This window comes from Actinomadura sp. SCN-SB (assembly GCF_043906805.1).
GTDB lineage: Bacteria > Actinomycetota > Actinomycetes > Streptosporangiales > Streptosporangiaceae > Spirillospora.
The window spans coordinates 104554-130668 of sequence record NZ_JBIMPP010000009.1 but is presented as its reverse complement, the minus strand read 5'-3'; the positions used below and the strand labels follow the sequence as shown (position 1 = coordinate 130668).

At 71.7% G+C, this 26115-nt stretch carries 21 protein-coding genes; 4 read left to right on the top strand and 17 right to left on the bottom strand.

Going from position 1 to position 26115, the window contains the following annotated elements:
- Nucleotides 1-194 precede the first annotated feature (194 nt).
- The 9 genes from ACGWYJ_RS08490 to ACGWYJ_RS08450 all read right to left on the bottom strand — a co-directional run bounded on the left by ACGWYJ_RS08490 (nucleotide 195) and on the right by ACGWYJ_RS08450 (nucleotide 10342).
- The gene (locus ACGWYJ_RS08490) at nucleotides 195-827 is read right to left on the bottom strand and encodes a hypothetical protein (protein WP_395105125.1); all 633 of its coding nucleotides are present in this window, start codon (nucleotides 825-827) and stop codon (nucleotides 195-197) included.
- A gap of 268 nt (nucleotides 828-1095) precedes the next feature.
- The gene (locus tag ACGWYJ_RS08485) at nucleotides 1096-2085 is read right to left on the bottom strand and encodes an NlpC/P60 family protein (RefSeq protein WP_395105124.1); all 990 of its coding nucleotides are present in this window, start codon (nucleotides 2083-2085) and stop codon (nucleotides 1096-1098) included.
- A gap of 232 nt (nucleotides 2086-2317) precedes the next feature.
- A complete protein-coding gene (locus ACGWYJ_RS08480) occupies nucleotides 2318-3277 on the bottom strand; it encodes an ABC transporter ATP-binding protein (RefSeq protein WP_395105123.1) in 960 nt (319 codons plus the stop codon).
- A gap of 2 nt (nucleotides 3278-3279) precedes the next feature.
- The gene (locus ACGWYJ_RS08475) at nucleotides 3280-4047 is read right to left on the bottom strand and encodes an ATP-binding cassette domain-containing protein (protein WP_395105122.1); all 768 of its coding nucleotides are present in this window, start codon (nucleotides 4045-4047) and stop codon (nucleotides 3280-3282) included.
- Nucleotides 4044-4943 (bottom strand): ABC transporter permease, encoded by a 900-nt coding sequence (locus ACGWYJ_RS08470; protein ID WP_395105121.1) that lies wholly within the window; start codon nucleotides 4941-4943, stop codon nucleotides 4044-4046. The genes ACGWYJ_RS08475 and ACGWYJ_RS08470 overlap by 4 nt, the downstream gene beginning before the upstream one ends.
- On the bottom strand, nucleotides 4940-5956 hold the full coding sequence (locus ACGWYJ_RS08465) for an ABC transporter permease (RefSeq protein ID WP_395105120.1): 1017 nt from the start codon (nucleotides 5954-5956) through the stop codon (nucleotides 4940-4942). The genes ACGWYJ_RS08470 and ACGWYJ_RS08465 overlap by 4 nt, the downstream gene beginning before the upstream one ends.
- A 3-nt stretch (nucleotides 5957-5959) precedes the next feature.
- On the bottom strand, nucleotides 5960-7546 hold the full coding sequence (locus tag ACGWYJ_RS08460) for an ABC transporter substrate-binding protein (protein WP_395105119.1): 1587 nt from the start codon (nucleotides 7544-7546) through the stop codon (nucleotides 5960-5962).
- A 146-nt stretch (nucleotides 7547-7692) separates the two neighbouring features.
- Nucleotides 7693-9267 (bottom strand): hydantoinase/oxoprolinase family protein, encoded by a 1575-nt coding sequence (locus ACGWYJ_RS08455; protein ID WP_285700553.1) that lies wholly within the window; start codon nucleotides 9265-9267, stop codon nucleotides 7693-7695.
- Nucleotides 9260-10342, bottom strand: coding sequence for a DUF917 domain-containing protein (locus ACGWYJ_RS08450; protein ID WP_285700554.1), 1083 nt, complete (start codon nucleotides 10340-10342; stop codon nucleotides 9260-9262). Before ACGWYJ_RS08450 ends, ACGWYJ_RS08455 begins: the two co-directional genes overlap by 8 nt.
- 90 nt (nucleotides 10343-10432) lie before the next feature.
- Between ACGWYJ_RS08450 and ACGWYJ_RS08445 the strand changes: the two genes are divergently transcribed.
- Nucleotides 10433-11893 carry a PucR family transcriptional regulator gene (locus ACGWYJ_RS08445; protein WP_395105118.1) on the top strand — a complete coding sequence of 487 codons (1461 nt, stop codon included), beginning with the start codon at nucleotides 10433-10435 and terminating at the stop codon, nucleotides 11891-11893.
- A 230-nt stretch (nucleotides 11894-12123) separates the two neighbouring features.
- Here ACGWYJ_RS08445 and ACGWYJ_RS08440 read toward each other — a convergent pair whose 3' ends face one another.
- From ACGWYJ_RS08440 to ACGWYJ_RS08415, 6 genes are all read right to left on the bottom strand, one after another.
- A complete protein-coding gene (locus ACGWYJ_RS08440; RefSeq protein ID WP_395105117.1) occupies nucleotides 12124-13917 on the bottom strand; it encodes a feruloyl-CoA synthase in 1794 nt (597 codons plus the stop codon).
- 107 nt (nucleotides 13918-14024) lie between these two features.
- The gene (locus ACGWYJ_RS08435; RefSeq protein WP_395105116.1) at nucleotides 14025-15200 is read right to left on the bottom strand and encodes a thiolase family protein; all 1176 of its coding nucleotides are present in this window, start codon (nucleotides 15198-15200) and stop codon (nucleotides 14025-14027) included.
- A 247-nt stretch (nucleotides 15201-15447) separates the two neighbouring features.
- Nucleotides 15448-15594, bottom strand: a complete 147-nt coding sequence (locus ACGWYJ_RS08430) for a hypothetical protein (protein WP_395105115.1) — start codon at nucleotides 15592-15594, stop codon at nucleotides 15448-15450.
- Entirely contained in the window at nucleotides 15591-16865 is a 1275-nt protein-coding gene (locus ACGWYJ_RS08425) for a 2-hydroxyacyl-CoA dehydratase (protein WP_395105114.1), read from the bottom strand. The genes ACGWYJ_RS08430 and ACGWYJ_RS08425 overlap by 4 nt, the downstream gene beginning before the upstream one ends.
- Nucleotides 16862-17935, bottom strand: a complete 1074-nt coding sequence (locus ACGWYJ_RS08420; protein ID WP_395105113.1) for a 2-hydroxyacyl-CoA dehydratase — start codon at nucleotides 17933-17935, stop codon at nucleotides 16862-16864. Before ACGWYJ_RS08420 ends, ACGWYJ_RS08425 begins: the two co-directional genes overlap by 4 nt.
- Nucleotides 17932-19188, bottom strand: a complete 1257-nt coding sequence (locus tag ACGWYJ_RS08415) for a CaiB/BaiF CoA transferase family protein (protein WP_395105112.1) — start codon at nucleotides 19186-19188, stop codon at nucleotides 17932-17934. The genes ACGWYJ_RS08420 and ACGWYJ_RS08415 overlap by 4 nt, the downstream gene beginning before the upstream one ends.
- A gap of 179 nt (nucleotides 19189-19367) precedes the next feature.
- Here ACGWYJ_RS08415 and ACGWYJ_RS08410 point away from each other — a divergent pair, with 179 nt between their 5' ends.
- Entirely contained in the window at nucleotides 19368-20591 is a 1224-nt protein-coding gene (locus ACGWYJ_RS08410; RefSeq protein ID WP_395105111.1) for a cytochrome P450, read from the top strand.
- Here the strand turns inward: ACGWYJ_RS08410 and ACGWYJ_RS08405 are convergent.
- Complete coding sequence (locus tag ACGWYJ_RS08405; RefSeq protein WP_395105110.1) at nucleotides 20588-21547, bottom strand: PaaX family transcriptional regulator C-terminal domain-containing protein; 960 nt, start codon at nucleotides 21545-21547, stop codon at nucleotides 20588-20590. The two genes, ACGWYJ_RS08410 and ACGWYJ_RS08405, sit on opposite strands and share 4 nt — an antisense overlap.
- Before the next feature lie 190 nt (nucleotides 21548-21737).
- On the opposite strand from ACGWYJ_RS08405, the gene ACGWYJ_RS08400 reads away from it, so the two are divergent.
- Both ACGWYJ_RS08400 and ACGWYJ_RS08395 read left to right on the top strand, forming a co-directional pair.
- The gene (locus ACGWYJ_RS08400; RefSeq protein WP_395105109.1) at nucleotides 21738-23789 is read left to right on the top strand and encodes an acetate--CoA ligase family protein; all 2052 of its coding nucleotides are present in this window, start codon (nucleotides 21738-21740) and stop codon (nucleotides 23787-23789) included.
- Nucleotides 23790-23863: 74 nt separating this feature from the next.
- Complete coding sequence (locus ACGWYJ_RS08395) at nucleotides 23864-25096, top strand: FAD-dependent oxidoreductase (protein WP_395105108.1); 1233 nt, start codon at nucleotides 23864-23866, stop codon at nucleotides 25094-25096.
- Between the two features lie 48 nt (nucleotides 25097-25144).
- Here ACGWYJ_RS08395 and ACGWYJ_RS08390 read toward each other — a convergent pair whose 3' ends face one another.
- Nucleotides 25145-26095, bottom strand: a complete 951-nt coding sequence (locus ACGWYJ_RS08390; RefSeq protein WP_395105107.1) for a PaaX family transcriptional regulator C-terminal domain-containing protein — start codon at nucleotides 26093-26095, stop codon at nucleotides 25145-25147.
- Nucleotides 26096-26115 lie beyond the last annotated feature (20 nt).

Below are 26115 nucleotides of genomic sequence, written 5' to 3'. Positions count from 1 at the left end.
TTTGCGTGCTGCTCACGTGCGTCACGTGAGCGGCCCGGCCATGGAGACCGGACGGTGAGAACCGTCCGCAGCCGATGACGGGCGGCAACCCGGCTCCCCGAGCCGGGAAGGGAAGCGCAGGAGAAACGCCCCGCTCAGGTGAGCGGGGCGTTTCGTTCCAAGGACCCGTCAGCGGCCGGATGGAAGCCGGCGGGTCATGCGGCGCATGCCTTCATCGCAGCGCTCAGATTGAAGCCGGGCGCATAGAGCTCGGCCGCTTCGAGGGCCTGCCGGGCCAGCTCGCCGGCCTTAGGGTCGGGCTTGGTCGCGTTCGCCTGGGCTCCCCCGGACGAACTGTGCGCCTGGAAGCGCGACGCGACGGTCGCGATGGAGTCCTCCGGGGTGAGGAGGTCGATCACACCGTTCTCGTCGCCGTCGACCTCGTTGCCCTCCCCGGTCGCGGGGCGCACCGGAACGCCACCCGTCACGGTGTCAAGCCGGATGCGCATGGGCCCGACGTGCTCGCCGTCGGTGACGGCCACGCGACCGTGGTCGCTCTGGACCTTGCCGATCCCGGCCAGCACGGGCCACGGGACTTGGTAGCGCTCCCCCGCTCGCTTGTAGGCCGCGAGGAAGTCAGGGGGGATGTCGACCGTGGCGTGCCGGCTGGCAGCCGGCTGACAGGTCGCGGCCTGGGCGCCCCCGAACTGGATCGGGGGGACGGCGAGCGCCAGGAGGATGCCGCAGAGGATCGCGGCGAGGGCGATCAGGATGTCCCTCGCCCTCTTGAGATAGGGCCTGAAGGACTTGGTCGTGCGCTCGAAGCGCTGCTGAATACTGTGTGACACGGTGTCACTCCCTCTGGTTTGTGTGTGCGCCGCGCGCGTCGCGCGTAACGGCCCGGCCTGGAGACCTGGCGTAGGGGACCGTCCGGTGCCGCCGCCGGATGGCCACACCCGCCATGCCAGGGGCCAGAAAAAGATCGCCCCGCTGCGAGAGCGGGGCGATCTGTTCGGTGGCCCGTCATCGGCCGGAGAAGTTCCGTGGCGGTGGCCGCCACAGCGCCTCCACTGGCCGAGAACGTGCGATTCACGAAGCGGATGCCTTCGGCATCGCTCATTTGGGCCGGGTGAACCCCTCGAACGCCGCCTTGAAGCTCCCCGCGGTGTAGGACTGGATCCGCACGTAGCTCCCGCTGTTGGGCGCGACGATCATCCGTCCGTAGCCGGCGACGATGCCGACGTGGCCGGGATGCCCCGGGCGGCTTCCGGGCCCGAGGTCGAAGAAGACGAGATCGCCCGGTTCGGCCCGGTCGATTCGGGGGCCCTTGGAGTACTGGTCCCAGGAGACGCGGGGAATCTGGATTCCCGCCGCCTGGTAGGCCCGCCAGGTGAGCCCGGAGCAGTCGAAGGCGTTCGGGCCTTCGGCGCCCCACAGATAGGGCTTGCCCTGCTGGGCGAGCGCGTAGCCGATGATGCGCCGCACGCGCTTGCTCGCGACCTTGTCGCAGTCCGGTTTCTTCGCCTCGTTGATGAAGGCGCCGCCGATCCCGTATGCGACGGCTTGGTCGAGGACCTTGTCAACGTATTCCTGTGAGTGGTTGTAGGCGAAAACGGCTTTCCGGACGTCCCCCGGGAGGCCGTGGGCCTTGAGGTACCTGGCGGCGGCGAGGATCGCGTCCGCGGGATCGTAGACGTCCTCCCAGCCGTCGCCGTTTCCGTCGGCGCCGTACGGGGAGTCGTCCGCGCGGTGCTTCGGGGCGCCGCCCCAGGTGTTCCCCGCCCGGCCCCCGATGCCGAACTGCATCGGCCCGGCCGCTCCGGCGGAGTTGCGTCCCGAGCGGACCCCGGGCAGGGTGGAGCGCCCATGGTCGCTTTCGATCTTGCCGATCGCGGCCAGCAGGTCCCAGCCGATCCCCTCCTTGGCCGCCGCCTCTTGATAGAGAGCGAGATAAGCGTCCGGTATATCGGACTTCGCCTTTTCGGTGGCGGCGGGCCGGCAGTCCGCCCGGCTCTTGCCGGGAGGCTCGGCGGGGGCGTGCGGCATGCCCAGCGGATTCAGTGGCGACAGCGCGACACCGGCACCCAGGATCGCCGACAACAGCACGCCACGAATGGTTATGTTCCGCTTGCGTTTTTTGTGTGCGGTGCTCCCGCGATTACGGCGCGGCATCGCGACCCCTTCTGGTTTGTCGTTCGCTCCACGCGCGTCGCGTGGAGCGGCCCGGCATCTGGTGCGGGCGTAAACGACCGTCCGGAAGAGGGCGCGTTCGGCAATACGGCCCCCGCCGAGCGGCGGAAGCCGTATTCCGTTCGTACGGTCTGGGGTTACCCGGCCGCTACGTCCTGCTGGACGGCGAGGCGGCGGCCGTGGCGACGTGGCAGGCGACCTGGTGGCCGTCGGCCACGGGCCGCGCCGGGGGCATCTCGGTGGCGCAGCTGTCCACGGCGATCGGGCAGCGGTGCCGGAACGGGCATCCGGTGGCGGCGGGCAGCGCCTCGGGGGTGCCGCCGACCGGCACGGGCGGCCCGCCCAGCCTCGGGACGGCGTCGCGCAGCGCCCTGGTGTACGGGTGCACGGGGGCGGCGAGCACCGTGGCGGCCGGGCCGGACTCGACGACGTGCCCGGCGAACAGGACGTGCACGTACTGGCAGAGCCGCTCGACGATGGCGAGGTTGTGCGTGATCAGCAGGTAGCCGAGGCCGCGCTCGTCGCGTAGGCCCGCCAGCAGGTCCAGGACGGCGGCCTGCACGGTCACGTCCAGCGCGCTGGTCGGCTCGTCCAGGATGAGCAGCCGCGGATCGACCGCCAGGGCCCGCGCGATGATGACGCGCTGCCGCTCCCCGCCGGACAGCTCGTGGGGACGCCGGTCCGCCAGGCCGGGGTCCAGCAGCACCGCCGCGAGCAGGTCCGCCACCGACGGGGTCGCCCTGGACATCGCCCTCGGGCCCGCGCCGGGGCCGCGGCGGCGCCGGATCCGCAGCGCCTCGCCGATCGAGGCGCCGACGCGCATCCGCGGGTCCAGCGCCTCGTCGCCGTCCTGGAACACCGGCTGGACCTCGGAGCGGTAACGGGCCCGGCCCTCCCTGCCGAGCCGGGCGATGTCCTCGCCGCGGAACAGCACCCGCCCGCTCGTCGGCCTGACCAGCCCGAGCAGGGCGCGGGCGATGGTGGTCTTCCCCGATCCGCTCTCGCCGATGACGGCCACCCCGCCCGACGCGTCCGGCAGGTCGAGGGTCACCGCCTGGACGACCCGGTTCCGGCCGAAGCTGACGGTGAGTCCTTCCGCGCTGAGCATGGTCACCTCCTGATCGCCGGGACGGCGGCGAGCAGTTCCCGGGTGTAGTCGGCCGTGGGACGGTCGAGGACCGCGGCCACGGGCCCGGATTCGACGACCCCGCCGTCCCGCATGACGACGAGCCGGTCGGCCACGCCGGACACCGCGGCCAGGTCGTGGGAGACGAAGACCATGGCGATCCCGTACTCGCCGCGGACACGGGCCAGCAGGTCCAGCACGGCCGCCTGCACGGTGACGTCCAGCGCGCTGGTGGGCTCGTCGGCGAGGATGACGCGCGCGCGCAGAGCGACGGCCATCGCGATCGCGAAACGCTGCGCCTGGCCGCCGGAGACCTGATGCGGATAGCGGCGCAGCAGCCCGGGGTCGAGCAGCACGCTGCGGAGCGCCGCCTCGGTCCGTTTCCGGGCCGGCGCGCCGTGCAGCCCGTGCCGGGCCAGCGCCCGCCGCAGCAGGGTTCCCAGCCGCATCGTCGGGTTGAGCGAATGCCGCGGGCTCTGGCTGACCAGCGCGACCGCCGAGCCGCGAAGCCGGCGCAGTGCCCGCTCACCGGCCGTGACGACGTCCACGCCATCGATGACGATCTTCCCGGTGACGCGCAGGCCGTCGTCGGTGAGGCCGAGCATCGCGTTCAGCGTGGTGGTCTTGCCCGAGCCGCTCTCCCCGACGATCGCCGCGCACTCGCCGGGTCCGACCTCCAGCGCATCCAGCGAGGCGAGCAGCCGGTCACCGGCGCGCACGCGCAGGTTGTCGACGGTCAGCACGGGGCTCATCGGGTGATCTCCCGTCGGGGGTCGAGTGCGGAGCGCAGTCCCTCGCCGAGCATGTTGAAGCAGAACGCCGTGATCACGATGGCGAGCCCGGGGAACACGACGACCCACCAGTCGGTGGTGAACAGGCTCTGGCCCTGCTGGACCATCAGCCCCCATTCGGCTGTGGGCTCGCGCGGTCCGAGGCCGAGGTAGGACAGCGCCGAGACCGTGATGATGACGCCGGCGGCGTCCAGGGAGAGCTGCACCAGCACCGGTGTCAGCGAGTTGGGCAGGACGTGCCGCAGCGCGATCCGGGTCCGGGAGACGCCCAGGCAGCGGGCCGCGTCGATGAAGCCGCGGGATCTGATCGAGGTGGCGGTGACGGCGCTCATCCGCGCGTACCAGGGCCACCAGGAGACGGTGATCGCGAGGATGGCCCCCTGGACGCCGGGCGGCAGGACCACCGCCAGCGCGACCGAGAGCAACAACGCCGGGAAGGCGAGGAACACGTCGGTGATCCGCATGATGACGTCGCGGACGGCCCCGCCCGCGTACCCGGCGGTGACGCCCAGCAGCACGCCGACGACGCAGGACAGGGCCAGTACCGTCACCGTGATCGTCAACGATGTGCGCGCCCCGTACAGGACGCGGCTGAGCAGGTCACGGCCGACGCCGTCGGTACCGAACCAGTGGTCCGATCCGGGCGGCCGCAGCGCCTCCGCCGGGTGGGTCGCGTCGGTCCCGTCGCCGGGGTACGGGGCCAGCAGCGGAGCCGCCACGGCGGCGAGCACGATCAGCGCCAGGACCACCGCCCCGCAGGTGGCGAGGCGGTCCCGGCGGGCGAGCCGCAGCAGCCTGCGCACCGTGCCATAACGGTGTCCGGCGGCCGCCGCCTTGGCGGTCATGGTGTGGGTCATGTGAGCCTCACACGGGGGTCGAGGGCGGCTTGCGCGAGGTCCACCAGCAGGTTGAGGAGGACGTACGCCAAGGCGACTGCGATGGTGACGCCCGCGATGGCGGGCGCGTCGGAGGAGCGGATCGAGTCGGCGGCGTAGCGGCCGAGCCCCGGCCAGTTGAAGATGGACTCCACCAGGAACGCGTTCACCAGGGAGAAGGCGAAGACCAGGGCCAGCAGCGCCAGTACCGGGCCGAACCCGGGCCGCAGCGAGAAGCGCGTCAGGACCTGCCATTTGGAGAACCCGAGGGCGCGTTCAAGCCGCGCGTGGTTCTGCGTCATCTCCTCGATGAGAGCGGCGCGGGTCATCTGGGCGACCACGCCGGTGGGGTAGGCGGCCATCGCCAGCGACGGCAGCACCAGGTGCCCCAGGGCGCTGCTCAGGACGGGCCAGTTACCGGTTAGCAGCGCGTCGACCACCGTGAGGCCGGTGTAGACGCGCAGGGGGCTGGTGCTGTCGAGGGCGGGATCGTACTCTCCGGCGACGGGCAGCCAGCCGAGCTGGGTGGCGAACACGTTCTGCGCGATGAGGGCGAGCAGGAACACCGGGCACGACACCGCCAGCATGGAGGACAGCCGAACCGCGGTGTCGGCCGGGCTCCGCCGCAGCCGCGCGGCCAGCAGCCCGAGCGGCACCCCGGCCAGCACCGCGATGAGCATCGCGGTGCCGACCAGCGACAGGGAGGCCGGAAAGGCGGTGGAGATGTCCGACAGCACGTCCTGGCGGGTGTGCAGGCTGGTTCCCCAGTCGCCGCGCACGAGCGAGGTCAGGTAGTCCCACAGCTGGGCGGCGATCGGCCTGTCCAGGCCCAGCTCTTCGCGCACCCTTTCCAACTGCTGGGCGGAGGCCCGGGGGCCGGCGTAGGTGACCGCCGGGTCCCCGGGCACCAGCCGCATCACCACGAACGTGACGACGACGACCCCGGCCACCACGAGGGCCGCCTGGCCCACCCGGCGGAGCATGTAGCGCGCCATGGGTCAGCCGGTGGGACGCAGGTTGTGGACGAACACCACGTTGGGGTAGGCCGGGTTGTCGGTGTAGCCGTCGATTCCCGCCCGGTAAGCCCGCTGGTACTGCTGGACGTACAGGGGGGCAGCGACGGCCTGGTCGACCAGCAGGGTGCGTTGCAGGGACTCGTACGACCTGCTCGCCGCGGACCGGTCCATCGCGGTCGTCTGCGGCAGCTTGTCGATCAGGGCGTCGACCTTGGGGTCGTCGAGGTAGGTGAGGTTGAACGCGACAGGGTCGGCGGAGCGGAACAGGTTCAGGAACCAGCTGTAGGCGTCGGGGTAGTCCGGGAACCAGTACATGACGAAGATGTCCTGGCGTTCGCCGGGGTCACCGGACTTGCCGCGGGACCACTGGGCGTCCCACTGCATCGGCTTGGCCTGAAGCGTGATGTTCAGTTGCTTGAGCGCCGAACTGAGCAGCGTCACGAACGTCTGCTGGTTGTCGTCGCCCTGCGCGTAGGTGAGGTCCAGCGTCAGGGCCTTCTTGCCGGGTCCGTATCCCGCTTCGTTCAGCAGCCTGGTCGCCGCCGCGGTGTCCCGGTGCCGCGCGAGGCCGGGGGCGTGTCCGGTCAGCCCCTTGGGCACGATGCCTTCCGCCGGGACCGCCGAGCCCTTCAAAGCCGACACGAGGCCGTCGTAGTCGATCGCCGCCTGCACGGCCTTGCGGACCTTCAGGTCCGCGAGGGGCCCGGACGCGGTGTTGAAGAAGGCGATGAGGTTCTGGAAGGAGGGCGTCGACTGCGTCTTCAGGTCCTTGATGCCCTTCGCCTGGGCGAACAACTGCGGGTTGAGCCGGGCCACGAAGCTGACGTCGCCGCTTCGCAGCTGCTGCCACGCGGTGGTGACCTCCGGAACGACGCGGTATTCGACCTGGGTGTAGTGAGCGCCCGCCCACCCGCCCCAGTACGCCTTGTACTGCTGGAGCCGCAGTTCGACCTCCTGCCCCTTGCTCCAGGTGCCGACGGTGTACGGGCCGCTGCCGGTGTCGTGTCCCTTGGCCAGGTGGTCCGCCAGGGAGCCACCGCCGGGCGCGGCCGTGTCATAGATGTAGGCGCCATAGTCCGAGGCGGCGATGAAGTCCATCGGCGCCGCGTGCTTGAGGCGGAACACGAGCGTCCGCGGATCCGGCGTTTCGATCTTCTCGACGGGGCTCCAGATGTAGGCGGCGCCGCCCTCCATCTTCATGGTGCGCTCGATCGCCTTCTTGGCCAGGGTGGAGGTCAGCTTGGCGCCGGTGTGGAACGTGACGCCGTCGCGGAGCGTGAACGTCCAGGTCGTGCCGTCCCCTGAGGACGTCCACTTGGTGGCCAGCAGCGGCTTGACCTTCTGGGTGGCGGCGTCGTAGCGGGTCAGGGACTCGTAGATGTTCTGCATCGCGATGATCTCGTTGGAGTACGAGGTCGCGGGATCCCACTCGGTGACGATGTTGAGGTTGTAGGCGTAGGTGAACGTGCGCGCGGCGGAGGCGGGCTCGCGGACGGATCCGCCGAAGCAGCCCGCGACGGTGACGGCCGCGGCCGTCACGATCGCCAGGACTCGTATGTGCCTGAGCATGGCAAGGGTCTCCTGCGGTGAGAGGGGTTCGCAGTCGAGGGTGGACGGGGCTCGCGGGAGGGGTGGACGGGATCCGCGAGTGGGGTGGGAGGGGTTCGCGGGAGGGGTGGACGGGGTTCGCGGACGGCGGGCCGTTCGGGACCCGGTCAGAGCTTGCCCAGCGGACCGGCGGCCTTGACGCGCAGTCGCAGCGCGGGTTCCGGCAGGTAGCTCATCGGCACCTCGGTGACCTCCACCACCTCCACTCCGGTCGGGTCGGCGCCGGCCTGCACGGCCCGCCGCCGGGCGTACTCGATCGCCGCGTCGATCGCTCCGCCGCGGCCGTCACCGGCCGGGACGATGGTCTCGACGGTTCCGCTGACCAGTGCGATCGCGGCACCGACGGCGTTGGCCACGTCGCCGTCGGAGGGGCGGATCACCTCGGCCACGCCGGGCAGCCCGTCGGGCACCAGGAACGCCCCGCCGCCCACGACGACCAGCGGCAGGTCGGTCTTGCCGAGCGTCATGCGGTCCACCGCGTCTGTGAGCATCCCGTCGGCCCGCCGTACCGCCGTGGTCAGCGCCCCGTGCAGGTCTTCCGGGATGGACCCGCCGTGCGGCCGGGTCCGTCCCGCCAACACGCCCGCGTCGGTCATGGTGGGGGTGCTGCCGCCGAAGGAGAGCGCCAGGTCGGTGATGTGATGGCCGACCGACCGGGTCCCGACCTCTCCGGCCGGGCCGACGATCGTGCCGCCGCCCAAGGCGAGCGACAGGACGTCGGGCATCCGGAAGTTGGTCCGCACGCCGCCGATCTCGATCCCGGCGCTGGACTCCCGCGGGAACCCGGCGGTCAGCACGCCGAAGTCGGTGGAGGTGCCGCCGACGTCGGCGACCACCGCGTCGCTCAGGCCGGAGAGGAACCCGGCCCCGCGGATCGAGTTGGCCGGGCCCGAGCCGATCGTGAGCACCGGGTAGCGGGCGGCGTAGTCGACCGCCATCAGAGTGCCGTCGTTCTGCGCGAAGTACGTGGTCAGGTCCAGACCGAACGCGGCGAGCGTCGTGTGCAGCGCGCTCGCCACGTCGCCGACCACCTGGTAGAGGGCCGCGTTGAAGATCGTGGCGCCCTCGCGCTCCAGCAGCCCCAGCGTCCCGATCTCGTGGCTCATCGAGATGGGAACGTCCGCGCCCAGCTCCGCGTGGACGATCGCCGCCGCATCCAGTTCCTGCTCGTCGAACGCGGGACTGAACACGGCGGTCAGCGCGACGGCGTCGACCTCGCCGGCGACCTCGCCGAGGAACGCCCGCAGCCTTCCGGGGTCCAACGGTGAGATCGGCGTCCCGTTGATGTAGTTTCCGCCGGGCAGCACCGTCGCACCCCCGATGATCTCCTTCACCAGTTCCGGCGGCCAGGACTGCAACGGCGGCACCGACGTGGTGGCCGGGCCCCCGAGCCGGATGGCGGCGACCCTTCCGAGCCCGCGGCGTTCCAGGATCGCGTTCGTGGCATGCGTGGTGCCGAGCATGACGCGGTCCAGCCGGTGAGCGTCGTCGCCGATGGCGGTGAGCACCGCCGTCAGCGCGGCCTGGAGGCCCGACGTGACGTCGGAGCTCGTCGGGCGCTTGGCCTTGGTCAGCACCGTGCCGTTCTGGTCGAGGACCACCGCGTCGGTGTTGGTCCCGCCGACGTCGATGCCGATACGCAGGCCCCCTTCGGCATGGCGCCTGTTCTTGGGGTCAGGCATGGGCGAGCTCCTCCACGGGGGTGTAGTCGATGTCGTAGCCGAACGCCCGGGGGCCGACCGTCGCCAGGCCCCGCTCGGTACGCCAGATCGGGTCGCACGGCCAGGACAGGACCGACACCCGCTGCCCGTACCGGAGCGACTCGGTGGAGATGGCGTCCGCGGTCTTCTGGTCGACCACGGTGATCAGGTCGGGAACGGACGCGCGCAGCCGGCCGTCCTCGAAGGCGATGAGGTTCTCGTTCTGGATCTCCACGCGGAGCAGCCGGCCCTGATGCTCGCCGGTGCCGTCGACGACGAGGCTGCCGCGGACGAACCCGCCGGTCGTCCACCGGTCCACATCGATGACCTTCCCGTGGAGCAGCACCGTGGCGCCGAGCGTCTCGCACAGGCCGGCGACCGGCTCGGCTCCCTCCCGGACCGCGCGGCCGATGGCCAGCGCGGAGCTCACCGAGCCCTCGATGACCGCGCCGCGCGCCTGCGCGGCGGTCAGCACATAGTCGGCCATCAGCGCCGACCCGCCGCAGGCGACGCACACGGCGCGGCCGATGCGCTCGGACCACATCGCGTCCACCGGGCGCAACGCGATGACGTTGCCCTGCACGTCGGCGAGGACCACGATGTCCAGCGGCCGGTCCGCGATGTACATCGCGACCATCTGGACCTCTGGGAAGGCGCGTCCCATCCCGTCGGCGTCGACCAGCGGCAGCCCGAGCCGCGCCGCCCAGGCCACCGGACCGACGCCGTTGGAACCTCCGATCTCGGAGGCCATCACCGCGGCCACCGGGCGGCCCAGCAGCCGCTCGACCTCGTCGCGGATGAGGACCGGTTCCTCCCCGCTCATGGGCATCTCGTGGGCGACGGTCGGGGCGCCGATGCCCGACAGCGGCAGGATCAGCCCGTCATCGGGCACCTCCGACAGCGGGATCAGCGGTACCTCGCCGTACTCGGCGATCGCCTTGGCCGCGGTCAGCGTGCCCGTCTCGACGTTGCCTCCGCCCCCGGTGCCGAGGACGGCGCAACCACGCGCGAGCGCCGGGAGGTCGCCGAGCGTGAGACATTCGGTCGTCGTCTGCATGTAGGAAGAATCCTTGAGCGGTCGGCCTGCTGAGAAGTCGCCGCATCTCAAAGTTCCGCCGCCGATTGTGCTGATGACACAATCGGACCCATGCCCTATGTGTCCGATCTACTCCGCTCTGGGGCTCGGATCACCGTCAACCTCCTCGCCGGCCCTCCGGACGCCGCGCCGTTGACCTCCGTGACCGCGGTCGAGACCTTGGAGGGTCTGAAGGACGCCCCCTCGGGGGCGCTCACGGTCGTCACCGGCCGGGCGTTGAACGCCGCCGCGTACCAGATGGACATCGCGATCAGGACCGCCGCCGACCGCGGGCTGCCCGCACTGGTGCTCATCGGCAGTGGCCCGCTGCCGATCACCACGACCCGGCTGGCCGAGCGGGCGCGGCTGGCGGTGCTGAGCACGGAGGCGGGCTGCGACGTCGCCGAGGTCGTGCTCTGGCTGGACCAGACCATCCGCGGCGAGGCCGCGGACACACTCGCGCAGGCCCAAGCGGCGCTGGGGATCCTGCGTGAGCAGCGCGATTCCGACGGCGACCCGGCCGAACTGCTGGAGCGGGTCGGCGCGGCGCTCGGCCACACCTTGACGATCACCGAGGCCGCCGGCGAGGAACCCGCCGGCGAGCCGATATGGGTGGCCGGGCGGCGGCACGGCACCGTCATCGGCCCGCCCGACGACGCGGTACGGCTGGTGCTGCCGGCCGTGGCCGCGGCGATCGGCAGACTCAAGGAAGCCGCGCTGGCGCGCGAGACCGCCCCGGGCCAGACCCGCTCCGACATCCTCACCGAGCTGATCGTCGCCGAGCGCGTTCAGGCCGGGCTGCTGGCCGATCGGGCCCGCATGCTCGGCCTGGCCGTCGACGACGTGCACATCGTCATCTGGATGACGTCGGAACGTCCCGCGGGCGCCGACCCCGGGGAACTCACCGAGCAGCGGCGGCTGTTCGACACCCTCGCCCTGCACACCCACCAGTTCGAGCATCCCCCCGGGGAATCGTGGAATCTGGCCCGGCTCGCGGCCGACATCGTGGTGGTGGGGACGGCCCGCACCGAGATCATGCAGGGGCGCGCCCACCAGATGATCGCGTCGCTTCGGGAGGCCATGGCCGGCGAGCATCCGGGCATGGTGCCGCGGTTCGGGATCGGCACCGCGCGGCGGGGCATCGACGGGCTGCGCGAATCCGCCATGGAGGCGCGCGCCGCGGCGGAGATCGCCGTCCGCTCCCGGGCGTCCGTGCACGTCTTCGACGCCACAGGCATCAACCGTGTCCTCGCCGCCATCGCGGGCACGCCGCTCAGCCGACGCGTGATCGACGACCTGCTCGCCCCCCTCGACGAGCTCGGCCCGGTCCGGGCGGCCACGGCGATCGAAACACTCGGCGCCTACCTCGACGCCCGGGGCTCCCTGAAGGGCGCGGCCGTCCGGTTGCGGCTGCACCCCAACGCGGTCAACTACCGGATCAGAAGAATCGTCGAACGGCTGGACGCCGACTTGACCGATCCGGATATCTCGTTCGCCCTGCACCTGGCCTGCCGGGTCCGGCTCAGCGACTGACGAGGACCCGGCGGTCGCCCGCGTCGGCACGTCGGGATGGCGGCTCGACGTCGCCGTGGAGTGGTGTCCTCCTTCAGAACCAGCGCCCCTTGGGGTCGCTGGCGCGGTGACCACGACCTCACCACCCGGGACCTCGCGCCGGCAGCTCCCGTGACCTACCGGAGCTACGCGGCTCGGCCACCGAGCCCGAGCGGTAGGGCGATCGCGCGGAGCCCGCGGCGGCCGTCGGCTCAGCCGCCGAGCTGAGGCGCTGGGAGGATCACTTCCTCTGGGACGGGTTCGGTGTGCAGGAGATCGACCAGGTGTGCTCTGCGGTCGAGGACGGCGCGCTGGTTGATGTAACCCTTGTCGGTGATCTCGCCCTCGGCCAGGGAGGCGGGCTCGTCCAGGATCAGGGCCCGCTCGATGCGGCGGGAACTGCCGGTCACGCCGGTGTTCAGCCGGGCCAGCGCGGCGGCGAGCGCGTCCCGGACGGCGCGCGAGGAGGCCACGCCCTCCTCGGTTCCGGCGAGCTCGCGGGCGACCGCGGGGGTGAGCCAGCACAGCGCGCCGATGTGGTCGCGGTCGTGGCCGGTCAGCACCGCGTCCGAGATCAGCCCGTGCGAGCAGGCCAGCAGGGCCGCGCGCAGGGTGCCCGCGCTGACCCAGGTGCCGGTGGACAGCTTGAAGTCCTCGCTGATACGGCCGTCGAACACCAGCCCGGCCCCCGCGTCGTCCGGGTCCACCATCTGGACGGCGTCGCCGGTGCGGTAGTAGCCCTCCTGGTCGAAGGCCGCCGCGGTCGCCTCGGGCGCCCGGTGGTAGCCGGGGGTGACCGAGGGCCCCTTCACCCGGATCTCCAGCTTCGGCCCGACCGGGGCCAGCTTGATCGACACCCCGGGCAGCGGGACACCGATGCAGTCGCTGCGGCCGGAGGGGAAGTAGGCGGAGGTGGCGGCCGGTGCGGTCTCCGTGCAGCCCCAGGCGGTGGTCATCGGCGCCGCCGACCCCATCGACGCGGCGAGCTTCGACAGCCCGTCCCACAGGGGCTGCGGAAGGGCCGCCGCGGCGAAGAACACGAATCTCATCCGGGCGAAGAACGCCTCGGCCAGGCCGCGGTCGGCCTCCAGGTGCGGTAGCAGCGAGGCGTACCCGGCGGGCACGTTGAAGTACACGGTGGGGTGGACGTCGGCCAGGTTCCGGATCGTGCGTTCGATCATCTGCGGTCCGGGACGGCCGTCGTCGATGTGGATGGTGCCGCCGTTGGCCAGGGCCAGCCCGAGGTTGTGGTTGCCGCCGAAGGTGTGGCTCCAGGGCAGCCAGTCCAGCATCACCGGTGGTTCCTCTTTCAGGAACGGCCAGATGCGCTGGAGCATCCGCTGGTTGGCGCACAGCATCCGCTGGGTGGTGATGACGCCTTTGGGCAGCCCGGTCGAGCCCGAGGTGAACAGGATCTTGGCGACGGTGTCGCCGTCCAGCGCGGCGAGCCGTTCCGCCACGGCCGCCGTCGATGGTGTCGACGCCCACCGCGCGAACTCCTCGCGACCCGCGATGACCTGGGCGCCGGTCATGCCGCGCACGACTTCGAGCGCGTCGTGGTAGGCGTCCGGGTCGTCAGCGAACACGACGGCGGGCTCGGTCAGGCCGGCCATGTGGCGCAGCTTGGCGTGCGAGCCGTCCAGCAACGAGTACGCCGTGCTCACCGGCACCACCGGCGACCCCGCCGTGTAACAGGCCAGCGTGAGCAGCAGGTGCTCGACGGAGTTGCCCGACAGGATCATCACCGGGCGGCCGGCGGCCTCGCGGTCCAGCAGGGCCTGGGCCAGCCCGTCCACCTGCCGCGCCGCCTCACCGTAGGTCACCCGCCGCCAGCCGTCCCCGGCACGGTCGGCCGCGAGCAGCCGGTCCGGATGGGCCACGGCCGTGTCACGGAAAGGCTCGACCATGTTCGTCCAGTACGGCCCCAACGGCAGGGCCGAGGTCAGCACGACCGAGCCGTCATCCCGCCGTTCGGCCAGCGTCTCGGGTACCGCGAACAGGTCCATCACTCACCTCCGGGGGGTGCCCGCCAGGTCGGCGGTCCGCAGCGATATTGACGCCCGCTAAGGAATCTGTCTCATATGGAAGGGTCCGGACCTGTCCCGGTCACGGGTCAGTCCCGCACGCGCAGGACGAGCGCTCCCGCGGTGTCCCCGGCGGCGCAGCCGGTGAACAGCCCGACGCCGCCGCCCCTGGCCCGCAGGATCTCGATGAGCTCCGCGACCGCCCGCGCGCCCGTGGGGCCCTGCGGATGCCCGTAGATCAGGCTGGAACCGGCCACGTTCATCCTGTCCAGGGCGAAGCCCGTCGCGCGCGAGAAGTAGACGTCGTTCACCGCGAACGGGTTGTGGGTGACCACCGCGTCCACGGCATCGAGCTTCACCTCCGCGTCGGCCAGCGCGGCCAGCGCCGCGGGCACGGGGGCCTTCGGCATCCGGGCGGCCTCCACCCGGGCGAAGTTCACCGACAGCAGCTCGGCGATCCCCTCCCCGCTGAGGTCCCGCGCCCGGTCCGGCGTGGTCAGGACCATGCCCGCCGTGCCGTCGGCGGGGTGGGTCTGGGTGCCGTAGGTGACGACACCGCCCGGCTTGACCGGCTTGAGCCCGGCGAGTCCTTCGGCGGTGGTGGGACGCACCCCGTGGTCGGCCTCGATCACCGTCGCGGACTTGCGTCCGGGTACGCGCACCGGCACCTGGCAGCGCTTGCGCACGTCCTCGCCGGCCACGTACTGCTCGTAACGCAGCACCGCGACGGCGTCGAGCTCTTCCCTGGAGATGCCCTCTTCGGCCGCGACGTTCTCGGCCGTGTCCAGCATGGACTGGCCGGTGGCGGGGTCGCGTGCCATGGGGTCCAGCACCCAGTGCTCGGTCAACGGCGCCCCGCCCGGACGCGACGGCGCCGGGTAGAGCAGCGTGGGGCCGTTACTGGTGCGGTCGGTGGCCACGGCCAGGGCGATATCGTGCGCGCCGGTCTCGACCTGGACGGCGGCGGCCTGGATCGTCGCCGCCGAGGTGGCGCAAGCCTGGGCGATGGCGGGACCGGTCACCGCGGCGGCTCCGAGCCGGGCGGTGAACGTGGGGACCAGGTAGAAGGAGCCGAGCTGCGGCACCGTCGACCCGAGCGCGGCGAAGGAGATCGACTCGGGATCGAGGCCCCGTTCGCGCAGTGCCCTGGCGGTCACGTCGACCGCCAGGTCGATGGAGTTCAGCTCGGAGAGGGGCCCTTGCCAGCGCACGAAGGGCGAGGTCCAGGCGTGGCCGAGGGGTATCGCGACCGTGGAGAGCCTCATGGCGTGAAGTTATACACCTTCGTTGAGTAGCGTCAATGAATTGTCGAAGATTCTGAAGGCCGGTCACGGACCCGCCGGGCTATCCGTCGATCGCGATGGCCTGCATGGGACACACATCGACGTCCACCGTGACCCTCATGGCGTTCCCTCCGGTCGGGCGAGGATCGCATTGTCCTCACTTACCTTAACGACAGTCATGGTTATTGACATCTCATCGAGATCGGCGCCCCGAACCCGCTCGACGAGTTCACGACCGAGCATCACCCAGATGTCCCCGTACACGTCCGTCCGCGCGATCGGGCACCGTGCGCGCTTCGTCGTAGGCGGCGGTGGCGTCGGGCACCGATCCGTCGATCACCGGTTCCCGGGCGGCGTTGGGGTTCCCGTCGGTCATCGCGGGGCCTCCGCTCGTTCCGCCCTCGGCAGGACCTCCGATTCCAGCCAGCCTTCGATCCGGTCCGTGATGGCCGCTCTGTCGTAGGTACGGGCGTCGACGTTGCCGGCGTGGATCTCGATGACGGGGATGCCGGCGCGGCGCAGCGCCTGGGTGGTGAAGTAGCCGCCGCGGGCGTCGTCCTCGATCAGGTGGACGACCCCGTCGACGCCGTGCAGGCGGGCCTCCTTGACGTACCACTCCGATGACCACGGGGGCGTGTAGAGCTGATCGGTGAAGGCGGCGAACCAGGCGGCCAGGGCGCGCAGCGGGTCGTCGCCGTACCGGATGTAGCCGTCGGCGGCGATGGCCAGGTACATCGACCAGACGAACACCGCGCCGTGGCGCTCCTCGAAGGCCCGGTAGAGGTCCATGTCCAACCACAGCCCGCGGCCGATCCACATCAGCCGGGCGCGCTCGTCCGGGCAGACCGCCGTGCGGGCGTCGACGCGTTCGCGAACCTCGTCGTGGAAGCGCCGCGCGGCGTCACGGGCCCATTCGGTGCCGCGATGCCACTGCGGGATCATCACGCTGGGAATGCCGTCGGCCACCCGCAACGGGGTGGGACGGGCGCGGGCGATCAGGTCCCGGGTGCGGCGGTTCCACTCCTCCTGCTCGTTGATCAGCGCCATGACCTCGCGGAACCGGGTGTCGCTGAAGACGAGCCCGGTGGTGGTCTCCAGGAAGCGGATCAAGCCTTGGAGCTCGGCGGTCATCAGGTCGAGGCGGGCGGTGCCGATGGCCTGTTCCCACTGGTAGGGCATCAGCTCCCACCACTGCGGGGGGACGTGGTTCTCGGCGGCGCTCTCCAGGGGGTAGTAGGTGATGCCCGGCTGCTGGTCCCACACGTCGAACACCTTGCGGGACGTGTCGCCGGTGGTCTCGCCGAGCACGATCGTGGGGCGTGGCAGCCCGCCCCAGGGCGCCGCGTCCGGATCGTCCTCGAACAGCGAGGCCAGCGAGGTCGCGCTGTACTGCTCGGTGTGGTCGGGATACCCGTGGTCGCGCAGCAGGGCCAGGTAGCGGCCGGTCTCCCGCTTGGCGGCGACGATCGAGGCCCACCACTGGTTGACCACGTACGGGATGCCCATGGTGCGGAAGATCTCCTGCGGGGCGTCGGCGTTCACCAGCGCCAGCGGACGCCCCTCTCCCGCCTCCGCGCGCAGCCGCCGGAACCACTCGCGTTGGTAGCGGGACGCGTCCACGGCGGAGGCGAGCCGGTCACCCGTCATCTGTGGTCCTCCAGGGCGGTCAGGTCGATCTCGCCGTACGGCTGCCGGTCGATCAGGACGGCCGGGACCCCCGCCGCGTCCCGTTGGGCGGCGAAGTCCCAGGCGGGCGCGTCGTCGTGGACGCGGGAGTAGGAGACCAGCAGGTCGGCGCGGCAGCGGCGCACGGCCCGCGCGGTGTGCGCGGCGCGGACGCGGATCGAGGCGCGCGGGGCCGAGGGGCCGTTGTACTGGTAGCGCTCGGCCAGCGCCTCCAGGGCCGGAGTGCCGGTCAGGCGCTCGAAGAGCAGGTCGCCCCAGTCGTGGTCCTCGCCCACGATGAGGAACCCGGAGGACTCCAGCCGCCGGTAGACGTGCGGGGTGTCGTGCCCGCTGCCGGTCAGGAAGACCCGGGTGCCGTGATGCCGGGGCAGCTCGCCGGCTTCGGCGAGCAGTCGTTCGAGCAGTCCGGCGTACCGCTCGACCGGCATGGCGGTGCCCGCTCCCACGACGGCCAGCCATTCGGTGCCGGTGAGCCGTGCCGGGACGTGGCGCCGCAGCTCGGCGGCCTCGGCCAGGAGCCGCCGGCACTCGTCGTGCGCACCGATGGCGGCGGCGATGGCCTCACCGCCGATCGGACGTCCGGTCCAGGACGCCAGCCGGTCGCGGAACTCGCCCAGCCGCACCACGTTGTAGGCGGTGGTGGTCTGGTGCGGCAAGTGCAGCACGTCGACCAGGTGGACGGGCGGCAGCGCGCGGTCCGGTTCGGTCCTGCGCAACTCGCGCAAGGCGTAGAACACGCGCAGCGACGCCTCGCAGTCACGCGAGACCACCAGGGCATCGAGCCCGTCCCAGACCCCGGTGAGGATCCGGGTGAGGACGGAACGCGCGGCCGGATCCACTCCGCGGCCCAGGTAACGGTCCCCGTCCTCAGCGCTCTCCGCGGGATCGCCGAAGAGCCGCACCGGCAGGGCGCCGGCGGCCGTGATCAGCTCGACGGGGGTGTCCGCGCCCAGGTACCCGACGGCCGGGGCCGGGCGCTCGGCGGCGAGGCGCCCGGTGTAGTGGGCGGTGAGCGTGTCCAGCGCGCTCATATGACCGCGTCCCTGCTCAGCTCGGCGATCCGCGCGTCGTCGTAGCCCAGCAGGTCACGCAGGACGGTCTCGTTGTGCTCGCCGAAGCCGGGCGGTGGATCGCTCAACCCGGTCTCGGCATGCGAGAAGCGGATCGGCAGGCCCGTCCCGGAGAGCTCGGCCGCGTCCGGGTAGCGAGGATGCCGGATCGGGACGACCTCCTCCCGTGCCCGCACCGTCGGGTCCTGGACGGCCTGAACCGGGTCGCGCACCTCGGCGGCGGGCACACCATGGCCGGCCAGCCGTTCGACCACCTCGGCCCGCGGACGCGCCCTGGTCCAGTCGGCGATCAGGCCGTGCAGTTCCCCCGCCCGCGCGACGCGCGCGTCCCGGTCGCCGAACCGTTCCCTCCAGTCCGCCTCCGGCACGCCCATCGCGGCGAACACGCCTTCGGCGAACGGGTCGGTCGGCGCGCACAGCGCGACCCAGCCGTCCTTGGCCTCGAACACCCCGAAGGGAGCCAGCCTCGGCACCGTCGCCCCCGTGCGCTGCTCCAATCCCACCGCCTGGTAGGCGTCGAACGGTTCACAGGCCACCAGGGAGGTCAGCGCGCCCAGCATGGACACGTCCACGTGCTGGCCCACGCCGGTGGCGTCGGCCTGGATGACCGCCGTGAGCGTGCCGATGACCGCGTACAGCGGAGCGAGCAGGTCACCGATCGGCAGCCCGAACCGCACCGGCCCCTCGCCCTCGGTCCCGGCGGTCGCCATCACCCCGCTCAGCGCTTGGACGATCGCGTCCATCGCCTTGCCCGTCCCGGGCCCGCCGCCCTGCGCGCCGAAGCCGCTGATCGAGGTGTAGACCAGCCGGGGATTGACCGCGTGCACGTCCGCGAAGCCGATGCCCAGGCGGTCGGTGACGCCGGGGCTGAAGTTCTCCACCAGGATGTCGGCCCGCCGGACCAGATCGGCGAAGACGGGGCGCGCCCCCGGATGCTTGAGGTTCAGCCTCACGCTCTCCTTGCCGCGCCCCCGCAGCAGCATGGACACCGACACGTCGTCGTCGTGGCGGCGGGCCAGGCTCAGCCCGTCCCGGCCGAGATAGGGCGCGTTGCCACGGGCCGGGTCGCCACCCGTCGCCGGGTTCTCGATCTTGATCACCCGGGCGCCCAGCCCCGCCAGCAGCAGCGTCGCGTAGGGCCCGGCCAGCGCGGTGGTCAGGTCGAGCACGACGCGTCCCGCGAGCGGACGCCCGGACGGCGAGCGGCCGGTCACCGGACACCCCCGTACCGCGAAACGGCCGGAGAAAGCGGGCCTGCGGACATGACAGGTTGGGCGCACACGGTCATACTTGTGACATTAATAGAGACTTGCGACCATGTAAATGACATCTATTGCGTCATCACCGCTGGTGACGATGACCGCGGCCCTCGATCCCCGAAGGACGACCTGTCATGGAAGATGACGAGATGACCGCCGACCGTATCGCGGACTGGGATCCGCGCGGGCCCGAGACCTTCGACAGCGCGCACCTCCAGTACACCGAGATCCGCGGCCGTTGCCCGGTGGCCTGGAGCGACGCGTTCGGCGGCTTCTGGTCGGTCTTCAAGTACGACGACATCGTGCGCGTCACCGAGGACGCCGACGGCTTCATCACCTCGATCCAGAACACCGTCCCCGGCATCCCCCGCGCCGAGCGCCGCCCGCCGCTGCACATCGACCCGCCCGAACACCGCCGCTACCGCAGGCCCCTCAACCAGGTGTTCCGCAAGAGCGTCGTCGGCCGCTTCGAACCCCGCTTCCGCGAGCTGGCCGGCGACCTGCTGGAGGCGATGCTGGCACGGGGCGGCGGTGACTTCTCCCGCGAGTTCGCCCTGCCCTACGCCGCCGGCGCGTTCGCCGCCATGCTCGGCCTGCCGCTCGACCTGATGCTGCGCACCCGCGAGATCGGCATCCGCTACAGCTTCGCCATCCAGGACATGGACCGTGAGCGGATCAAGGCCACCAGCGACGAGCTGTACGTCGTCGCGGAGGAGATCTTCGCGCTGGTCACGTCGGAGGACCGCGACCCGGAGACCGACATGGTCGCCGCCCTGCTGGCCGCCACCCGCGACCCCGACGAACCGATCACCGAGCGCGCCGTCGTCTCCACCATCCGGCAGATCATCGTGGCCGCGACCGGCGCGCCCCACGCCGTGCTGGGAAGCTGCGCCGTCCACCTGGCCCGCGACGCCGGCCTCCAGGAGCGGCTGCGCGCGCGGCCCGATCTGCTGCCCGTCGCCCTGGAGGAGTTCCTGCGGCTCTACTCCCCCTATCGGGTGTTCGCCCGTACCGCCACCCGCGACACCACCATCCGCGACCGGACCATCAAGAAGGGCGAGGCGGTCGCCCTGATCTTCCCCTCCGGCAACCGGGACGAGGACCACTTCACCGACCCCCACACCTTCCGGCTGGACCGCCGTCCCAACCGGCACATCGCCTTCGGACGCGGCGCCCACACCTGCGTGGCCGCGCCGATGGCCCGCATCGAACTGCGGGTCGCACTGGAGGAACTGCTCAAGCGCACCGCGTCCTTCGAGCTCTCCGGCGAGGTCGAGATGTTCAACTGGCTGGAGTTCGGACCCGTGACGACGCCGCTCACCATGACCCGGCGCCACCGCGCGGGTCCGCCCCGCTAGCGGCCGGCCGGCGGAGCCGCACCGCCCTTCGCGGGCCGGAGGTCACTGGGGCTGTAGGCGCGGATGCGGTTGGCCTGTTCGCCGAGATACGGCTCCATCAGGGAGCGAAGGCGCAGCTCGGCCAGCGGCGCGAGCGTGTCGTAGATCTCCACGAACACCGCCCGCGCCGCCGGCAGCGGCCAGTCGGCCGGGAGCAGGTTCGTCGGCAGTCCCGGGTCCGCGTCGGGGAAGAGACGCCAGGCGTCCATCAGCTCCGTACGCAGGACGAGGGCCTCGGCCAGCGCGATCTCTCCCGCGCGAACCCTGCCCAGCAGCGGTGTGTACCGCTGTACGAACTCGGTGTACCCGGCTCGCAACCCGTCCAGGTCGAACGCCGTGACGGGATCCCGGCCGCCGAAGGTCGAGGAGGCGAACTCGGCGACCATCAGCGCGGCCGCCTCGCCGGCCGACAGCTCCTCCAGGATCCGGGCGACCTTCTCGCAGCGATCGCCCGGCGCGATCCAGACGCCGTCGAACAGCGAGGCCAGACCGGCTTCCTGGAGCCGGAGACGCAGCATCCGGCGGCGGTCCCGCTGCCCCTCGGGCAGGGAGAAGACCACGGTCGTCCACGTGCCGGTGTCGGGCACGGGAGCGGCGCCGAACCGCAGGAAGTGGGCCAGCCGCGCGCCGTGGATCCGCTTGGCCTCCGCCGTCAGCCGATAGGACATCTTGCGTCCGTGCCGGACGTGCTCGATCAGACCGCGCTTGGCCAGGCGGCTCAACGTGTTCCTGGCGCTCACGCTGGTCACCCCGAACTCGGCCAGCAGGCGCACGATCGCCGCCGAGGGGACCAGGTCGCGCTCGGCGAAGTCGTAGTCGCCGAGAAGGGTGGCGAGCAGGTGCTGCGGATGGGCGCCCGCCTGGATGCGCGGCATGTTCACGCCCTGCCCCGTTCCGCCCCGCACCGCCTCGCCCACCGGCCGAAGTATAGGGATCGGGCCTGGGCCGCTCCATCTCCACCTGGCCCGACAGACACTAGACACTATTCGTTTCGATCGATATGGTTTCGCCCGATTTGGAGAGCGGCCGACCGCTCCCCGCGTCGTCTGAGAGGTGGCCAGTGATCCCCATCGCCTTCCCCCCGGCGGCCGTACTTGAGCGCCGCCCATGACTTTGGATCGGCTCTTCCGGCCGCGCTCGGTGGCCGTGGTGGGGGCCTCGTCCACACCGGGCAAGGCCGGGTACGCGATGATGCGCGCGCTCGCGTCCTTCACGGGCGAGGTCTACCCCGTCAACGTCCGCGGCGGCGAGGTCTCCGGCCGTCCCGCCTACGTGTCGGCCGAGGAGATCCCCGGCCCGGTCGATCTCGCGCTGCTGGCCGTCCCGGCGGCCGCCGTTCCCGCGGCGCTGGAGAGCTGCGCCCGCGCCGGGACGCGGGCGGCGGTCGTGTGCTCGGGCGGGTTCGCGGAGACCGGCGACGCGGGCGCGGCGCTCCAGGACCACGTCGCCGCCATAGCCCGCGCCCATGGGATGAGGATCCTCGGCCCTAACACCTCCGGCTTCGTCAACGCCGCCGACGGCGTACCGGCCGGCTTCCTGCCGGCGGTCGCCGGTCTGCCCGCGGGCCCGGCGGCGATCGTCGCGCAGAGCGGCGGGGTCAACCTGTCGCTGTGCTTCCTCGCCGCGTCCGAAGGGCTGGGGATCAGCCTCGGCGTCGGGCTGGGCAACGCCGTGGACGTGGACCACGCCGACGTGCTCGATCACCTGGCGGAGGACGCCGGCACCCGGGTCGTCGGACTGCACATCGAAGGCGTGACCGCAGGCCGGGCCCTTTGCGAAGCCTTGGCGCGGCTCACGGCACGCAAACCCGTCGTCGCCCTGAAGGTGGGCCGCGCCGACGTCGGCGACTTCGCCAAGTCCCACACCGGAGCCCTCACAGGAGACTTCTCGCTCACACGGGCGGCGCTGGCACAGGCCGGGGCGGTCGTGGTGGACGGTCCCACCGAAATGGTCGACGCCATGCGCGCCCTGGCCGCGCACCGGGCGTCCCCGCGCCGCGACCCCGGAGTGGCGGTCGTGACCGGTCAGGCCGGGCCCGGATTGATCATCGCCGACGCCCTGCGCGCCGCCGGAGTCGGCGTCCCCGAACTGGCCGCCGAGACCGTCTCCGGCATCGCCCGCCTGCTTCCCCCGCTGACCTACCAGGCCAACCCCGTGGACACCGGGCGTCCCGCCGAGACCTTCGGGCGCGTCCTGGCGGAGACGGCCGCCGATCCCGGCATCGACGTCCTGGCCGTGTACGCGCTGGAGGAGCCGGACGCGTTCGATCCGGTCGAGGCGATCCGCGAAGTGCGCGAGGAAGCGAACCCGCCCATCCTGTTCGGCAGTGGCGGGCCTGGCGACGCGCTCGACCGGCGGCAGGCCGACCTGTCCGCCGTGAACGTGCCGCTGTACCGCTCACCCGACCGGGTGGCGCAGGCCGTCCGCGCTCTGGTGGCCGACTCCCAGGCACGGTTCAGGCTGGGCACGGCACCTCGCTCGTTCGCCGAGCCACCGCCCGTGCGCACCATCGGCCCGGGTCCGCTGGACGAGTACGAGGCCAAGGAGCTGCTGTCGGGCGCGGGGGTGGCCGTTCCGGAGGGCAGAGCCTGCGACGACCGCGAGGCGGCGGTACGTGCCTTCGACCAGCTCGGCCCTCCGGTCGTGGTCAAGATCCTGGACGCCGCGCTCACCCACAAGTCCGACCAGGGCGGCGTCGTGACGGGAGTCGGTTCGCGGGCGGAGCTCATCGATGCGCTGGACACCGTGGACGCGCTGGCCGACCGCCTCGGCAGGCCGGCGCGCTACCTCGTCGAGCGGCAGGCCCCGCGCGGCGTGGAACTGATCGTCGGGGGGATGCGGACCCCGGCGTTCGGACCGGTCGTGCTGCTGGGAGTCGGGGGCGTCGACGCGGAACTGCACCCCGATCCGGTCCTCCGGCTCGCCCCGCTGAGCCACGCCGACGCCGACGCGATGGTGCGGGAACTCCCGCGGGCGCTGGCATCCGGCCACCGAGGCCACCGGCCGGTGGACGCGGGGGCCGTCCGAGAGACGCTGATGACGGTCGCCCGGTTGCTGGTCTCGTGCGGCGATCTCAAGGAGATCGAAGTGAACCCGTTGCGGCTGACCCCCGACGGCCCCCTCGCGCTGGACGCGCTCGCCATCGTGAGCCCGCCCTGAACCGCGAGCCGACCGCGCGAGCCGAACCGGCCCGATCAGCACCGCTGAGCAGCCTCACTGAGAAAGGTCCTGGAATGAGCCCTTCAACCGAAGACCATGCTCGACGGCCCGTCATCGTCGTCGGCGGGGGCCCGGCGGGGATGACCGCGGCCCTGGCCTTGAGGGCCTTCGGCCGTCCGGTCACGGTCCTGGAGTCGGGCGCCGAGGACAGGCCGCGCCCGGGCAGCCGGGCGATCTTCGTCCACAAGGCCACGCTGGAGATCCTGGACCGGCTCTCCCCCGGGCTGGCGGCGGATCTGGACGCGCACGGCCTGGTCTGGCAGACCAAGCGGACCTTCTACGGAGGGCGCGAGGTGTTCGCGCGCACCTATCCCCCTCCGCCGCCGGGAACCCTCGCTCCGTTCACCAGCCTGCCGCAGGTGGACACCGAACGGATCCTGCTGCGAGCGTGCCGGGCGTCCGGCGTGGAGTTCGCCTGGAACCAGGAGGTGACCGGGGTCTCCTCGGACGCGGACGGGGTCACCCTGACGACGAGGGCGGGCGCGCGATGGGCCGCCGACTATGTGATCGGAGCCGACGGCTCCCGCTCCTCGGTGCGCAAGGCGCTCGGAATCGAGATGGAGGGCGATCGCTCCGACGGCTGGTACATCGTCATCGACACCGAAGAGGACGAGGCGAACCCCCTGCCGACCGAACGCATCTTCCACTACGCCCATCCGCGGGTGGAGGGCCGCAACGTCCTGCTCGTGCCCTTCGCCGGGGGTTGGCGCGTCGATCTGCAACTCCATGACGACGACGATCCGGACGAGCTGAGCCAGGGCGAGGGCCTCGACACCTGGCTGCGCGCGATCATGCCGGCCTCCTACGCCGAACGGGTCAGATGGGCCTCCACCTACCAGTTCCTGCAGATGGTCGCGGCCGACTACACCGACGCGCACCGCAGGGTGCTCCTGGTGGGCGAGGCCGCGCACCTGTTCGCCCCCTTCGGAGCGCGCGGGCTCAACTCGGGAGTGGCCGACGCCGACTCGGCCGCCGCGGCGATCCACCTCGCGCTGTCGTCCACGACCGCCGAGCGCGCACGCGCGGCCGTCGAGGACTTCTCGATCTCCCGCCGCCGCGCGGGCCTCTACAACCGCGACGCCGCGGGGACGGCGCTGGCGCATCTGCGCCCGGGGCCGGAGGAGAGGACGAGGCTGGAGGAGGCCGCCGCCGGTGCCGCAGAGGACGAGTCCCTGGGCAAGTGGCTCGACACGGCACCGTACGGGCCTGTCGCGTCACCGCCCTGCAACACCATTTACAAGTACTGAAGGTGACATTTCTTCTAACGACGGCAAGGAGGGCTGCAACGAAAGGGCTCAGCCGTGATCACTTCTGGCGAGGACGGAGCGGGTGGTGTGGTGCCGGACGAGCCCTCCCAAATCCGCCGAGAAACGCGAGACGATCTGCCGTACGCGGATTTCCGCGAGCGGGCCGAGATGGTCGTACAGTTGGGCGAACAGGTCATGGGCCCGCTTCAGCGGCCAGTCGGCGGGCAGCAGTTCCGTCGGCAGTTCCGGGTCGAGATTGGGAAAGTGCCGCCAGGTGTCCATGATCTCCGTACGGCACACCAGGGCCTCCGCCACGGTGATGGTGCCGCTCAGCGCGCGTTCGAGCAGCCCTTCCCGCTCGGCCACGAACCGGTCATAGCCGGCGCGCAGTTCCTCGAGATCCCACGCGGCCAGGGGGTTCAGGCCCTGCGGTATACCCGGCGGAACGCTGGCGGCCAGCACGCTGTAATTGGCGACCCCCAGGTCGGCCAGGGTGCTCGCGGCCTCGGCGGCCACGTCATGGGGCGATACCCACACACCGTCATAAAGCGGCGCGAAGCCCAGCCACCGCAGCCTGCTGCGCGCGGCATGCCTGAGATCCCGCCTGTCCTCGGAAACGGAGAAGACGGCGACCCGCCAAACACCGTCCCATTTCCGCGTCCCGGTCCCGAAGGACATGATGCGCTGGACGCCGTCGCCGAGCACCGCCGACGCGCGCGCGGTCAGCGCATAGTAGGTGCGCCGCCCTTCCTTGGACGTGTCCAGCAGCCCTCGCCTGGCCAGCCTGCTCAACGCCGCGCGGGCGGCGACCTGCGTAATGCCGAACTCGCCCAGCAGGGCCACCAGCGCGGCCGAGGGCAGGTGTTCCGAACGGCCGAACCAATAATCCCCTAGAAGGGTCACGAGCAAGTGTTGTGGCCGCTGGCCCTGCTGCATTCGTGGAAGCCGGACCTCGCCCTCCAATGCCGGTTCCAGCCCGTCCACCGCGTCTTTCGTCACCTTGACAGCCTACCCTTCTG